The sequence below is a fragment of the Arthrobacter sp. G.S.26 genome (genome assembly GCF_050847375.1).
In the GTDB taxonomy this organism is placed as follows: Bacteria; Actinomycetota; Actinomycetes; order Actinomycetales; family Micrococcaceae; genus Arthrobacter.
On sequence record NZ_CP193754.1, the window covers coordinates 32,668 to 44,525 of the forward strand.

General features: G+C 59.9%; 14 protein-coding genes. 9 read left to right on the forward strand and 5 right to left on the reverse strand.

Annotated features, from left to right (window positions below; translation table 11 throughout):
* Positions 1-141: 141 nt before the first annotated feature.
* Positions 142-387 (reverse strand): hypothetical protein, encoded by a 246-nt coding sequence (locus ACRB8A_RS20085; protein ID WP_432246281.1) that lies wholly within the window; start codon positions 385-387, stop codon positions 142-144.
* A gap of 273 nt (positions 388-660) precedes the next feature.
* Here ACRB8A_RS20085 and ACRB8A_RS20090 point away from each other — a divergent pair, with 273 nt between their 5' ends.
* From ACRB8A_RS20090 to ACRB8A_RS20100, 3 genes are read left to right on the forward strand one after another with little or no spacing between them, the layout of a single operon-like run.
* Positions 661-849 carry a ribonuclease PH gene (locus ACRB8A_RS20090; RefSeq protein WP_432246282.1) on the forward strand — a complete coding sequence of 63 codons (189 nt, stop codon included), beginning with the start codon at positions 661-663 and terminating at the stop codon, positions 847-849.
* Positions 846-1,226 (forward strand): hypothetical protein, encoded by a 381-nt coding sequence (locus ACRB8A_RS20095; RefSeq protein ID WP_432246283.1) that lies wholly within the window; start codon positions 846-848, stop codon positions 1,224-1,226. Before ACRB8A_RS20090 ends, ACRB8A_RS20095 begins: the two co-directional genes overlap by 4 nt.
* Before the next feature lie 29 nt (positions 1,227-1,255).
* Complete coding sequence (locus ACRB8A_RS20100; RefSeq protein WP_432246284.1) at positions 1,256-1,585, forward strand: hypothetical protein; 330 nt, start codon at positions 1,256-1,258, stop codon at positions 1,583-1,585.
* Positions 1,586-1,888: 303 nt separating this feature from the next.
* Here ACRB8A_RS20100 and ACRB8A_RS20105 read toward each other — a convergent pair whose 3' ends face one another.
* Together ACRB8A_RS20105 and ACRB8A_RS20110 are read right to left on the reverse strand one after the other, a co-directional pair.
* Positions 1,889-3,028 (reverse strand): hypothetical protein, encoded by a 1,140-nt coding sequence (locus ACRB8A_RS20105; protein ID WP_432246285.1) that lies wholly within the window; start codon positions 3,026-3,028, stop codon positions 1,889-1,891.
* A complete protein-coding gene (locus ACRB8A_RS20110) occupies positions 3,025-3,576 on the reverse strand; it encodes a DUF4365 domain-containing protein (protein ID WP_432246286.1) in 552 nt (183 codons plus the stop codon). The genes ACRB8A_RS20105 and ACRB8A_RS20110 overlap by 4 nt, the downstream gene beginning before the upstream one ends.
* Before the next feature lie 867 nt (positions 3,577-4,443).
* Here ACRB8A_RS20110 and ACRB8A_RS20115 point away from each other — a divergent pair.
* Together ACRB8A_RS20115 and ACRB8A_RS20120 are read left to right on the forward strand one after the other, a co-directional pair.
* The gene (locus ACRB8A_RS20115; RefSeq protein ID WP_432246221.1) at positions 4,444-5,145 is read left to right on the forward strand and encodes a hypothetical protein; all 702 of its coding nucleotides are present in this window, start codon (positions 4,444-4,446) and stop codon (positions 5,143-5,145) included.
* A 174-nt stretch (positions 5,146-5,319) separates the two neighbouring features.
* Positions 5,320-5,841: a hypothetical protein gene (locus tag ACRB8A_RS20120; RefSeq protein ID WP_432246222.1), complete on the forward strand. Its 522-nt coding sequence runs from the start codon at positions 5,320-5,322 to the stop codon at positions 5,839-5,841.
* Positions 5,842-5,853: 12 nt separating this feature from the next.
* Here the strand turns inward: ACRB8A_RS20120 and ACRB8A_RS20125 are convergent, their stop codons facing one another.
* Both ACRB8A_RS20125 and ACRB8A_RS20130 read right to left on the reverse strand, forming a co-directional pair.
* A complete protein-coding gene (locus ACRB8A_RS20125) occupies positions 5,854-6,180 on the reverse strand; it encodes a CPBP family intramembrane glutamic endopeptidase (RefSeq protein ID WP_432246223.1) in 327 nt (108 codons plus the stop codon).
* An 844-nt stretch (positions 6,181-7,024) separates the two neighbouring features.
* Positions 7,025-7,363 carry a hypothetical protein gene (locus ACRB8A_RS20130; RefSeq protein ID WP_432246224.1) on the reverse strand — a complete coding sequence of 113 codons (339 nt, stop codon included), beginning with the start codon at positions 7,361-7,363 and terminating at the stop codon, positions 7,025-7,027.
* A gap of 223 nt (positions 7,364-7,586) precedes the next feature.
* On the opposite strand from ACRB8A_RS20130, the gene ACRB8A_RS20135 reads away from it, so the two are divergent.
* The 4 genes from ACRB8A_RS20135 to ACRB8A_RS20150 all read left to right on the forward strand — a co-directional run bounded on the left by ACRB8A_RS20135 (position 7,587) and on the right by ACRB8A_RS20150 (position 11,534).
* Positions 7,587-7,979, forward strand: a complete 393-nt coding sequence (locus ACRB8A_RS20135; protein WP_432246225.1) for a plasmid mobilization protein — start codon at positions 7,587-7,589, stop codon at positions 7,977-7,979.
* 3 nt (positions 7,980-7,982) lie between these two features.
* A complete protein-coding gene (locus tag ACRB8A_RS20140) occupies positions 7,983-9,611 on the forward strand; it encodes a relaxase/mobilization nuclease domain-containing protein (RefSeq protein ID WP_432246226.1) in 1,629 nt (542 codons plus the stop codon).
* Positions 9,612-9,640: 29 nt separating this feature from the next.
* Positions 9,641-10,873 (forward strand): hypothetical protein, encoded by a 1,233-nt coding sequence (locus ACRB8A_RS20145; protein ID WP_432246227.1) that lies wholly within the window; start codon positions 9,641-9,643, stop codon positions 10,871-10,873.
* A gap of 100 nt (positions 10,874-10,973) precedes the next feature.
* On the forward strand, positions 10,974-11,534 hold the full coding sequence (locus ACRB8A_RS20150; protein ID WP_432246228.1) for an HAD domain-containing protein: 561 nt from the start codon (positions 10,974-10,976) through the stop codon (positions 11,532-11,534).
* Positions 11,535-11,858: the final 324 nt, after the last annotated feature.

Consider the following 11,858-nt stretch of genomic DNA (forward strand, 5'->3'; position numbering starts at 1 on the left):
TAGTACTTACTTACTAACAACACGAAAGCAGTTACGAATATATCTTCGAGTCTTACCGCTGTTTCATGATGCAGGGTGGGTCTGACAATCACCCCAACCCGGCACGACTGGTGGTGAAAAGTGCGCAGGGGAGCGGGCTGGTTACCCAGCGCCCGCTCTGCGGGACGCCTTGTCCCAACGCCACAGCACCACTGCGGCCACTGTGTTGAGCGCGGCGATGAACAGATCGCCGGCAGCTGGCCGGCCGATAAACAAATCAAGGCCAACGATGACCAGGGAAAGCCCGGTGGCCACCGAAAACACCACAGCCAAGACCCGCAGCAAACGGGCCGGCGGTCGGTAGCCAGCCCCCTGCTTGCCGCCGGGGAGGGGTCCTGGAAGGCTCATGACCTCACCCTACCCACACGGTGTTGTGCGGCATTGGTCCCGTCGAAGGCGGGCTCGCTGGGCTCGCCTTGGTTGCGGTGCAACCAGTTGATGGGCGTCCGCTGGTGCTGCCGGCTGTCCGGTGCTGCCGGTCCGGCGCAGAGTTCCCGTCATGCTACCGAGCTGAGAGCTGAGGTTCACGCTGAGCATCAGATTTATGGGAGCTGGTCCGCCAGACAGAAAATGTCTAGAGTGCCATTGACTAGAATGTCTAGTATGAGATAGACTAAAGTTATGGTCAAGAGGAAAGAATTGATGAAGCGGTTGCGGAACGCTGCGAAGGATCGGGGCTTGGAGTTCACTGAGACCGAGGGTGCCAATCACACGAGGGTGTGGGTTGGTGAGGCGTACACGACGGTTCCGCGTCATAGCGAGATTGATGATCTTCTGGCAAAGAAGATCATGAAGCAGATCGGAGAATGAGTATGCGCAAGTTGACGGCACGGGCCGAGCGGGGGACCGGTTGGTGGGTTATTGAGGTCCCGGAAATTGACGGGCTTCTGACCCAGGCCAAAAGTCTGGGCCAGGTCCCGGCCATGGTCAAGGATGCGGCCGCGCTCCTCACGGGGGAACCGGAGGAGTCATTCGAGGTGGAGGTGGTTCCGGTGATCGCGGATGGTGTGCGGGAGCATTTGGACGCGGCCCGGCAGTTGTTTGATGAAGCTGCCAGGGCGAGGCATTCGGCGGCCGAGCAGTCCCGGCTTGCTGCCCGCGAGCTTGCCGCAAGCGGCTTGACCGTCCGGGATGTGGGTGCCGTTTTGGGTGTCTCGTTCCAGCGGGCCCATCAACTGATCAGCTGAGAGAACTAAAGGCTAAAGGGGCAGGATCTATGAGTCGTGAAGCGCCATACAGCGGCCCGTCAGGCACCAATGATTTCGATGGCCTTACGGCCGACGAGATGGCCGCGTCCCTGCACGGCTATCGCCTGTTGGGAGAGTGCTTTGAGGACTCCACTGACGAGGAGATGATGGGCCGTGGGTTCCTGCTGGATGATCCGCTCTTGCTTGTGCGTCAACGTGTTGAGGACCAGGCGCGAGTTCAGCGTGAGCTGGCCGCTGCCGTGCGCCTGGCCCGCTACAAGGACATGAATTGGTGGGATATAGGGGAAGCTTTGGGGGTGCCCGCTGCCGAGGCGCGGCAAACGTTCAGGGACGACTAAAGGCCGGCTGAAATCGTGTCCTGCCCCTCGACGCCCATGGGCACGGCACAAGCCCAATCGCTCCGCTGCTTTTCCCGCACACATGGGGACGACGGGACCCACCTGACCGGCTGCACATCATCGCCAGGTCACCGATAGCCGGCATGGAACCCCGGGCGGCCGGCGATCATGCACAGCCTCGTCCTCGATTGCGGGAGTTTCTGGGACAACATCCGAGACCATCAGGTTACGCGGCATTTCGCCGGAACCGAGTCACTAGGAATGTCCCACGAACGGTGTTCCAGTTCCATGGATGTGGGAGACCTAGTCAGAGGCGTGGAACAGCAAGGTTTCTCTAAGAGGCTGAACCCGTACGGGATTGTCCAGGCGTAGCCCCCGCCCTGGGAGCGATTCAATTGTTCCTTCGATGACCAGAACTTCGTGGCTCATGAACCATGCGTGGGATTGTTCGAGTTCATCGCCGCGCAGACGCACGGCTACCTCGCACGAGCGCCCGTTCCGCATGGTCTGGATGTACACGTCACCAAAAACCACAGCTTGATCATCACGTAACTGCACGATGGGACCGGTAATGGTTTCCGTTTTTCCCTTTTTAAGTGGGCGCATCAGATCTGATGCCAGTTTCAGTACTTCAGCGGCGCTAGCTGGAATTTCGACACGTTCAGGTAGGTGTTGCGGTTCATCGAGTCCTGGTGCCCAACGGAAAGACGCGTCAAAGGTTGAAACAGAATCTTCGGTCAGGAGTTGGTGCAGTGCAGTGATCATTTCCCTGCTTACTCCCGCTATGACCAAGTCGGGTATGACAGCGGGGCGGGGAGCGTGCGCGGGCTCAACTATCCGGTTCTGAATTGCGCTCAAGGCTTGGGCCATAGTTCGCGTCGCACGCCGCTCTTCAGGCTCGAAGGGACTGCGGACCTTGGGATCACGGGGTAGCAGGCTCCCAGTGTCGTCAGCTGTCCTTGAAATGGGGACCAACATCGGCAAGATATACGAGCCGTGAATCGTGTGGCCAAACCTGGCGTTTTCTACGATCCGTTCCCCTGGCTTTGAATAGTTGCCGCCAATGAGGGCCTTAGGGCCTCGTGAGGTCGTCGCGCTGGCTCGAAGTAAGGTTCTGGCAGTAGACATCAGGGAAAAGCCAGCTTCAACGGGGATGGAGCCGTGAATGAGGATGTCATCAGCGGCACGGAATTCTGTGACGTCAACGAACATGTTCAGCACTGCCGACTCCACCGTCGATGGAGAGGAACTACTCGCGGCAGCAATTCGCTCCATAACTCCTGCCCACGCAAAGTCCCCGGGCTTGATGTGGGTTGGTATTGCTACTATCGTCCCGGTTTTGGCCTCCCAGAGGCCTCCGGCCGGACCCTGAGTTTGTTCCTGCCAACCATTGAGATTCAGGTAGTCATGCAAGTCCTGGCCGACTGATGCAGTGGTGGTCATGGCGTAACCAGCCCGAAGTCCGCCAACATATCGTCGTGCCAAAGCTGCAGAGTTGCTGCTGTGAAACGATTTGCGCGATTCACGCGGATGCTTGAGCCCAAAGTTGCAGCATCAATGCGGGCCCAGTAGGCCGCTGCTTGGTGGAGGGTTTGATCGTCAGCGTCATGCTGTATCCACTCATCAGGTGAACTCGGCACGCGCACGACTAGAAAGTAGGCGGGTCCCCCTCGGTAGTTCGACCATTTGGAACGCCAAGCTGGTTTGATCGGCCAGGAGAGGTGTGGATCGGATGCGGTGAAGTCTGAAGACGTGCATTTGATTTGAACGGGCACGCTATTGATGACGTACTTCACCGCGCAATCCCAAGCGTTTACGTCTTCGTCGGCTGACGTCTCATCCAGTCCTACTCCGAACTGAGCACAGACATTTTTGAGGTAGGCGACGCCATACCGTCCCTTCCTACGGTTCAGGTCAAAGGTAGACGCTTCCACAGCGGCAAGACTCAAGAGGACCCCCATACAAACTTGTGATGCCTCAATGCTAGGCATGTGGGACGCACTCTACCTGCCCGAGGCAGCGCCACTGCTATAGCGGAGACAGGATGGCTTCAGCTTCGGGGCGAATGGCTTTTGCCTCGACGTTGCGGCGCCGCTTACCTAGAACGCGAAATCTTTGGGCAGCGGTTGCAGCAGGCTATGTTTCCTCGTTAAACGAAAGAGGGAGAAGGCGTCCCCGCCCTCTCCCTCCGCAGGCCGTGTCGCCTTCACTACCCCCCTCCCCGCCCATACGACGGAGCCGATAGCGGACGCATACCGATTCGCTGGAATACTCATTCGGTCTTGGCCTCGCTAAAACGCTCGTTTCCACTTCAACGCCGCGCACGTTACCCCCAGAGAGGGCCTGCGACGCCTCCGCTTCCAGAAGCATTCATTACATTAATAAAACCATAAGGCTTGACTAAAGTCAAATATAAGGAGTACAATGCCCTCCCTTACCTTTTCGACCCAGTTACACCTACCTTTATGAAGGAAACAGCAGTACCTTTTTGGCAATAGATAGGTACCCTTGGTGAAGGAGACTAGTGAGGACATGTGATCGCTGTGAACACTGTTGAGGAAACTTCGCAACCTTCGGTCGCGCCAGGGTTGCTACTCAGGAGTGCGGGCACCTTCTACTCAACTCCCGAGGGTATTTCGAATGCATCTTTGGACAAGGCAGAGGAAATTGAAAACTGGGCCGGACGACGGGTAAGTGCACCCGTCCGAAAGTGGTTCGTCCGGTCGCGGGCCGGCGAGGCCCCGAAGCTTTCTGTGCTGTATTCCGGGGCAGGCGGTGGAGGACGGTCCGGCTATGTAAGTATCAAGGTTCTTCTAAGTCTCCTGTGGAAGACGTCAAAGCCTCCCTTTCATACCGTTATGACCGCACCGGCCCTGGCTGAACTGCTTGACCTGCCAGACCCAAGAGGTAACGGCGCGCGAAGAGTTCGAGACGCGCTGAAGGCACTGGCGGCCGCCCAGCTCATCCGTTTGATGCCACGCCCTGGGACATCTCCTCTCATTCAACTGATGAATGAGACAGGGAATGGGGAGGAATACGACCTCCCATCCACGTCCTATGTCCGGTCACAGCGCACAAAACCGAACCAGGAGTCGGTTACACATCCCGACCTTTACTTCCAGTTGCCAGCAGAGCTGTGGACGGAGGGTTTCCTCCAAGCGCTCAAAGGTCCGGGCTTGGTGATGCTATTAATTTTGCTTGCAGAGCAGGCGAACAAGAACGAAGTCTGGTTTGCAGGCACTGAGTTCACTGACCGCTACCGAATATCGCCGTCCACCCGCACCAAAGGCACCAAGGAACTCGTAGAAATGGGCATGTTGACCCTAACGAGTGTTCCTTTGCCCGAAGCCCGTGGAGGCTCCACATTCGAGCAGCTGCGCCGCCGCTACGAATACCGTCTCAAAGGCGTGGTTAGCCACCTTCCCAATGGCGACTCCGCGTCAACTCCGACTATCGCAGGATGGCCAAAACCGGCGGCTAAAGACCCAGTGCCGCAAGCGCCTGAAAAGGCCAAGGAGACGAAGCGCAAACGTCGCAGACGGCCAAAGAAGGTGGTTTAGCCCGCTCGTTCCGTTCGTCCTCTGTTTTGGTCCTTGATAGACGCCCGTCCAAGGCCTAGCATGCGGGCCATGGAACCTGTTTGCGGAAGCTGCGGATCAGAAATGGAAAATGGATCAACGGTATGTCCTGACTGTGGAGCCACATCAGCGTCAGGAAGCCTTTTTCTCACTGGCGTGGGGAAGCTGGAGGTTACCGCTGAGGAAATCGGTTATCCAGAGCAGGAGTCCTGGCTAAGTAAGTGGGATGACGTAACACGGGACTACGAAGCCGCTGAAGAGACCCTCACCACCGAAGGTACTGACAACCGCGTCATCAGACATCGGCTCCTAAGATTTTTCGAGGACTGCTGGCACCTTGCTGAGTGGATAAAAAACGATACGGAAGTGCCCGCCGCAGTCGCGCAGAAAGTTGTGAAAGAGGCTTGGGCTGCGGAGCCAATGAAACTCTGCGAGGCTGTAGCAAACACCTCCAAACACCACACACGACGAGCGGACAAAGCAACGGCGCGGGTGATGGCAGTGAAGTTTCCGCAGGGCAGTGGCACTTGGGCGCCCACAGTGACAATCAAAATTTGGCAACCGGGAATAGCTGAACCCCAGGAGCACGACGGGCGCACTCTTGCTGCTGAATGTATGGCTTGGTGGCGGGGTTTCATCAAGCAGAATGGACTGCCGGTTCCATGGGACGAGAACTAGCGGGGACTACTTCTAGATGAGGCTGCCGGTAGCGTTGTATAAAGCGTGGGAGATGATTCCGGGAACGAGGCTCTTGGTGCGGATCGTCATAGTCGCGGCGGCCACTCCAAAGACCCCGGCTGACAGGACGTTGTAGACGCCCGTGGCGCTGTGCGCCAGGGCGAACAGCAGTACTGAGGTCAGGCAGGCCAGGACTAGTACTAAGACGTTCCTGGTCCGCGCGGTGATCTTGTGGCGTGCTACCGCAATATGCAGTACCCACATGCCGACGATGAGTGGGCCGCGGAACAGAATTTCTTCGGTCAGGGGAGCGGACAGAAGCCTACTGAGGAACACCATTGCCGTGCTGGCGTTGTCCGTGGGAGTTACTCGTGGATCGGGACCTCTGGGAATCCACCCCGAGGGGAGTTCTACCTTTGTCACCATGACGTAGTTCAGAGCTAGGAAGGTGGCAGCGACGACGATGCCAAGAAGGAGCATTCCCCGCCATTGTCTAGCTGTGTACAGCCGAAATCCGAGGTGCCTTAGCGTCCTGCGGACTTGCAGGATCACCCCGCGCCACGCCAGGTGCCGGTGCTGTCTTGCTGAGGCATCCGTGGATCGTACAGTGTTCAGCGCGAACAGGACCATGGGACCTGCTCGGAGTGCGATAACGACGTTGGCGATTTTAGGTGTGAACTCATTCTTGCTGTAGTCCATGCCTGGCAGTGACATAGCTGCAAGTGTTGCAATTTGGCCCAGGCTGCTTAGGCAGAGAATAAGAATGAGAAGACCGACAATGACGGATGAAGCATCAGTGATCCGGGCAATGGTCCGTCCGGCTTTGACGTTGCTCTTGGTCCTTACGGACACTTTCCCCCCAGGTTGGTCTCCACGGTTCTTGCGTTGTGCTGTGATGGCGATGGCAGCTCGTGCCAACTAATGGTCTGGCGTCCCCGCTTGAAAGATCCCGGCCCGTCACCGTGGGGGGCCGGCCCCGTATGGCGTGGTCCATGGGGAACTTGCCCGGTGGTGACCACCGGTGGGTGCAGGTTGTGCACAGACGCCGGTACCTGGTGGTGAGGTGCCCACTCTTGGTGAACCCGGTGTCTGTGTGCAACCGGTCAGGTGGGTCCCGTCGTCCACAGGGGTGCGGGAAAAGCCCGAAGGTTTTAGCTTTTGCCGTGCCGCTGTGGGCGAGGGGTCACTGATGCGTGGAGGCGACCCCGGCGGAAGCTTCGTTCTGGCTGGAAGTGGAATCTGTGCTGTTCGTTTGGCGTGAGGTTTTGGTGCCGCGCGGACGGCCGCCGGCTTTCTTTGTCGGGGCGTCGAGGCCGAACCCTTTGAGGTCTGTCTCGGTCCAGGTTGCGCGGAGGGCTGACTGGTAATCCTTTGCGTACTTCTGTTCGGCTGCTGCAAGCAGCTGTGCGGCTTCCTGCAGTTCGACGCCGCTGGCAGCAGCGTTCTTTACCGCAGCGACCTTGGCGTCCCGGGCAGCGTCGATTTTGGCAGCCGCTTTCGCGGCAATGTCGTTGATGTCCATACCCCGACTCTACCGACCACCGCCGACACGGGAGGGGAGGTTTTTCGGCGTGCCGCACCAGAGGTGCGAAAACCACCAAAGACAGCCGTGCGGAGCAAGCTATACATTTACACGGGTGTAAATGGCTTGTCGTCCTCGACACTGGCGGTCGAGTACGGCACACTGGTGAGTGTGGTCCCCGGTTCGGGGTCGCTTCGCTGGGCCTTTGAGGGGAGGAATTGGAATGTCAGATGAGGAGAGTTCTCACCGCACCAATTTGTTCCGCCGGCGTCGGGAGAACACCCCGGCGGGGTCGAAGAAGCGCCGCGACCTGTGGGTCACGGTGGAGGAGGAAGCGGCTCTGGTTGCCCGGGCTGAGCGGGAGAAGGTGACGGTCCCGAACCTGCTGCTTTCAGCAGCACTGTCGGCGCAGAATGATTCCCCGACTGAACGCCGTGCCGTCATGGCCGAACTGATGCAGCTGCATAACCTTTTGGCCCGTTCGTCGAACAACATCAACCAGATCGCCCGGCATGCAAACGCCACCGGAGAGATCCCGGCTGAGACCGGTGAAGCGTTGAAGCATCTGCGGTCCGTGGCCATGCGGATCGACCAGGCCATTGACGGGTTGATGTAGCCAATGATTCCGAACATCACCCGCGGCTCGCGCATGGGCGGGCTCATGGTTTACCTGGCCTCGACCGATGCCGATAAGACGAAGAACGCCCACACTGATCCGCACCTGGTGGCCGGGGATGCGGCGCTGATGGCGTGGTACGACAACGGCACCCTGGACCGTGAGGATGCGTTGGCTATCGCCAAGCATCTTGACCGGCCCCGCAAGGCCTACGACGTGTCTGTGCAGATTAAGAACTTCGAGTGGGACGCTGCGAAGAAGCAGCGTGTCCACGCCGGGTACAAGGACGCCAGTGTGTGGCACTGCTCGCTGAGCCTGCGGGCCGAAGAGGGCGCATTGACCGACCAGCAATGGGCCGATATTGCCAATGACTTCGTGGACTCCATGGGCTTCACTGAGGCCAGCGGAAAGGCGCGCTGCCGGTGGGCCGCGGTCAACCACGGGACGAGTGAGAATGGGAACCACCACATCCACCTGGCCGTGTCTCTGGTCCGTGAGGACGGAACCAAAGCCTCCACCCATGGGGACTACAAGAGGGCTCAGGAAACGTGCCGTGAGCTGGAGGTCAAGTACGGGCTGGAACAGCTCTCCACCATTCACGCGACCCGCGGTTATGACCAGGCGGAGAAGGCCACCGCCGTCCGGGACGAACGGGAAATGCACCGGTCCTCGCTGTCCCGGAAAGTCCGTGCCTGTGCCAGTTCCTCAGCGACCGAAGCCGAGTTCGTCCGCCGCTCCCGTGAGGCCGGGATGCTCCTGCGGCCCCGGTATGCGAAGAACACCACCGACGTCGTCGTTGGTTATTCCGTTGCTGAAAGGCCGGCACGCGGTGAGCGTCCGATCTGGTTCGGTGGTGGCACGCTCGCGTCCGATCTTAAACTCGGTGCCCTGCGTGAGGAATGGATGGACTCACCGCACCTGGCGACCGAGGCCGCAGCGGAGTGGAACGCCGCAGCACGGAACAAGCGCACCGTCTCCCGCACCGGTCCTGAGCATGCGACCCCGGGCCCGCAGGTCTGGGTGGAATACACCCGCAACGCCAGCGACCTGGCGGCTCAGCTGCGGAACATTCCGATGGATGATCACGCGACTTGGGCGAAAGCTGCCCGTGAGGTTTCCGGCGCGTTCGCTGCCTGGTCCCACCGGCTCGAGCCCACCCCCGGACCTCTGGCGGCGACCTCGGCGGAACTGGCCCGCACCGCGCAGTTGCGGAACCCCCGGCAGTACAGCAAGCCGGTGGCCCTGCCCTCCATCGCCGGCACCGCGATGTTGTTCATGGCCGCGTCGAGTAAGAACAAGACAGCTGCGCAGGCGGCGCTGATGGTGCAGCTGGCCAACATGGCTTTCGCTCTCTACGAGATGCACCGTCAGTCCGGTAGGAGCAGGGAAGCCGAACGGCTCCGCGCCGTGGTGGCGGATCAACTCAAGCCCTTCGCCGCGACGATGCCCAAGCCTGAACTTGTTGGTGCGCCGGCCCAGGCCGCCGCGACTGAAGCTGCACGGAACCCGGTCGAGCTGGGGCTACGCGGGATGGCCCCGATCCGGCCAGGGTCCGCCGTTCCGACGACACCGGAGCCGGCTAAAACACGAACCCACACGGGCCGCGATGCCGGCCCTGTCATTGACCGCTAACACCACATCTCGATGTAAAGGGGAACACCTTGAGTGAAGCAGATGGAATGGAAGATGTTGTTGAGGGCGGGCTGCGTCAATCGCTGCTGATCGCCTCCCGCATCGCTGAAACGATTGCCCGGCGCCGGCAAGAGAATCAGCGTCAGCTGGAACAGCAGGACACCGAGGCCGCACGTGAAGCCGTGACCAGGTTGGCCGGCGAACGCAGCGCAGCCCGGGCCGTCCTGTCACCCGTCCAGAAGGACGAATGGTGGGACAAGGCCCAGCCCGCCGACGTCGCCACGGTGTACGCCGTTGCTGAGGGGTGGAAAAACCACGACCCAATCGCGCTGGCAGCCGCTGAGAAGATCCGCACCGAAGTCCAGAACCGGTACGGTATCGAGACCCACGACCTCGGCGGGGACCCCGCCGCCCTGCAGGCCGGCGTGCAGGGAGCTGTGGCTGAGAAAGCCAAGCAGGACGCCCAGGCACAGGCCGAAGACGAAAAACGCAAGAGCGAAGCCGAGCACGAGAAATCCATGCAGCTTATTGCTGCTGCCCGTGCGGAAGAACTGCGCGCCCAGGCAATCAAGCTCGCCCCGCAAATGGAGCGTCACCAGGTGCCAGCCGAGTACCTGGCCAACCCCGAACTGGCCCAAGCCCTCGAACGATCTCAGAATGCGAAGACCCCTAAGGCGCTGGAAGCAGCTGACACCGCGATCAAGGAACGCATGTATCTGATTGGCAAGGACGGGATTAACGGGCCGGACATAGACCAGCTCCGGGCCGAGACCACCGCGAATATCAACGGTGCTGGCGAGAAGCACTTCGCTGATCCCGGCTTCGTCCAGGCTGCCAAGGAGATGCACGAAGCGAAGCTCCTGGCCGAGGGCGGCTTCACTGGAGACAAATGGTCTACGCAGGAACAACGGTACGAACGCGCTGAAAAGGAACTCTTCGCCCGGATCGAAGGAGTCGGCCGCGAAATCGAGAACCGCGTCACCGGCAACGACAGCGGCCGGCTTAAGGATCAAGGCCTGAAGGCTGAGACAACCTCCGCAGAAGACTATGGCTCAGCCGAACGGCAGGAAGCCTTCGCCGCTTCACTGGCAAGAACCGGCGCCAACGAGTCCCAGGTCCGTGGACGAGTTGCCGCAGAACGCAGCGAAGCCACTCACCCCAGTGGAGCTGTCACAGCGGGGAAGGGTGCCGCAAGGGCTAAGAAGACCCGGGCAGGGGCAGCAGTGAGTTCAGATCGGGCCAAGAGCGGACCCACCCGCTAGTGGGGCAGCTCGCCGAGCAAGGAGACCGATCCTGGTGGCACCCCCGTCTCAGACTTGAAGCTCAGTGCCCTCCGACATACCTTCAGAGCAGGGCCAGTCCATGAATCCGGTGATCCTTCTTGACGTGGACGGCGTGCTCAACCCACTAGCACGTCCCGACCGAGGAGGCGACCGCCCAACACTAAAGCTCTCGGATGCGAAAGCTACTCTCGTCCGGAGACTGGCCAGCTGCGGAAGGATCGCGTGGGTATCCACTTGGCCTGCGGATCTGACGAATGGATTAGAGGCGCAGCTGCAGTTGGAAGTTGATCCGTTGCGCGTGACACTGACGGTACGTGGCAGCGATGATGACGAACCGACACCTAAGCTTCGATCGGTGACTCGGTGGCTGGCCCGCATGGAAAGCTCAGGCGATGCTGACTGGGACTCGGTCGTGTGGATAGACGACGTCCTCGGCCCGGACGCCCGGGCATGGGCAGATGGCTATAGCAAGCCGGTATTGCTGGAGAAGCCGTTGTGGAATGAAGGCCTGACCGAGGCGCACGTCATCAAGGTGGAGATGTTCGGTGATAACGGCTCTGAACCGGAATGCAAAGTAGCAAATGAGATGAGGGGGCCGTCCAGCTCTATGTTGGGCGAGAGTAGACGCCGCACTTTGTAGATGGGCTGCAGGACGGGCGCCTTCATGGTCTAGCAGGAGTTGGCGTCCAGCAGGTACTTTTGCCACATGGAATGCGAGCATTGTGACTGCCGGAACAGAGACGTTTACTGTTCGAGCTTTTGCGGCTGTCAGTCTGGTGGCAGTCACCTTTGCTTCGATGAAAACGATAAGTATCTGGGCTGCTGGTCATATGCGGGGACTGTGGAAGAACTGCTTAGGATTGCGCGGCAGGTGGCTTACTCCATGCCTAAGGGTTCTCAGGTGCAGCCGGACGGCCTTGATGACGTGCAACGTCCTAGTGGGTGGCCCCTTGCTCTACCGCTG

What these genes read in the sequence shown, in the direction of transcription:
- ACRB8A_RS20130 (WP_432246224.1), bottom strand. Translation starts at nt 7,363, where the DNA reads ATGGACATCAACGACATTGCCGCGAAAGCGGCTGCCAAAATCGACGCT.
- ACRB8A_RS20085 (WP_432246281.1), bottom strand. Translation starts at nt 387, where the DNA reads ATGAGCCTTCCAGGACCCCTCCCCGGCGGCAAGCAGGGGGCTGGCTAC.
- ACRB8A_RS20125 (WP_432246223.1), bottom strand. Translation starts at nt 6,180, where the DNA reads ATGGTGTTCCTCAGTAGGCTTCTGTCCGCTCCCCTGACCGAAGAAATT.
- ACRB8A_RS20115 (WP_432246221.1), top strand. Translation starts at nt 4,444, where the DNA reads ATGACCGCACCGGCCCTGGCTGAACTGCTTGACCTGCCAGACCCAAGA.
- ACRB8A_RS20140 (WP_432246226.1), top strand. Translation starts at nt 7,983, where the DNA reads ATGATTCCGAACATCACCCGCGGCTCGCGCATGGGCGGGCTCATGGTT.
- ACRB8A_RS20135 (WP_432246225.1), top strand. Translation starts at nt 7,587, where the DNA reads ATGTCAGATGAGGAGAGTTCTCACCGCACCAATTTGTTCCGCCGGCGT.
- ACRB8A_RS20110 (WP_432246286.1), bottom strand. Translation starts at nt 3,576, where the DNA reads ATGCCTAGCATTGAGGCATCACAAGTTTGTATGGGGGTCCTCTTGAGT.
- ACRB8A_RS20105 (WP_432246285.1), bottom strand. Translation starts at nt 3,028, where the DNA reads ATGACCACCACTGCATCAGTCGGCCAGGACTTGCATGACTACCTGAAT.
- ACRB8A_RS20150 (WP_432246228.1), top strand. Translation starts at nt 10,974, where the DNA reads ATGAATCCGGTGATCCTTCTTGACGTGGACGGCGTGCTCAACCCACTA.
- ACRB8A_RS20090 (WP_432246282.1), top strand. Translation starts at nt 661, where the DNA reads ATGGTCAAGAGGAAAGAATTGATGAAGCGGTTGCGGAACGCTGCGAAG.
- ACRB8A_RS20095 (WP_432246283.1), top strand. Translation starts at nt 846, where the DNA reads ATGAGTATGCGCAAGTTGACGGCACGGGCCGAGCGGGGGACCGGTTGG.
- ACRB8A_RS20100 (WP_432246284.1), top strand. Translation starts at nt 1,256, where the DNA reads ATGAGTCGTGAAGCGCCATACAGCGGCCCGTCAGGCACCAATGATTTC.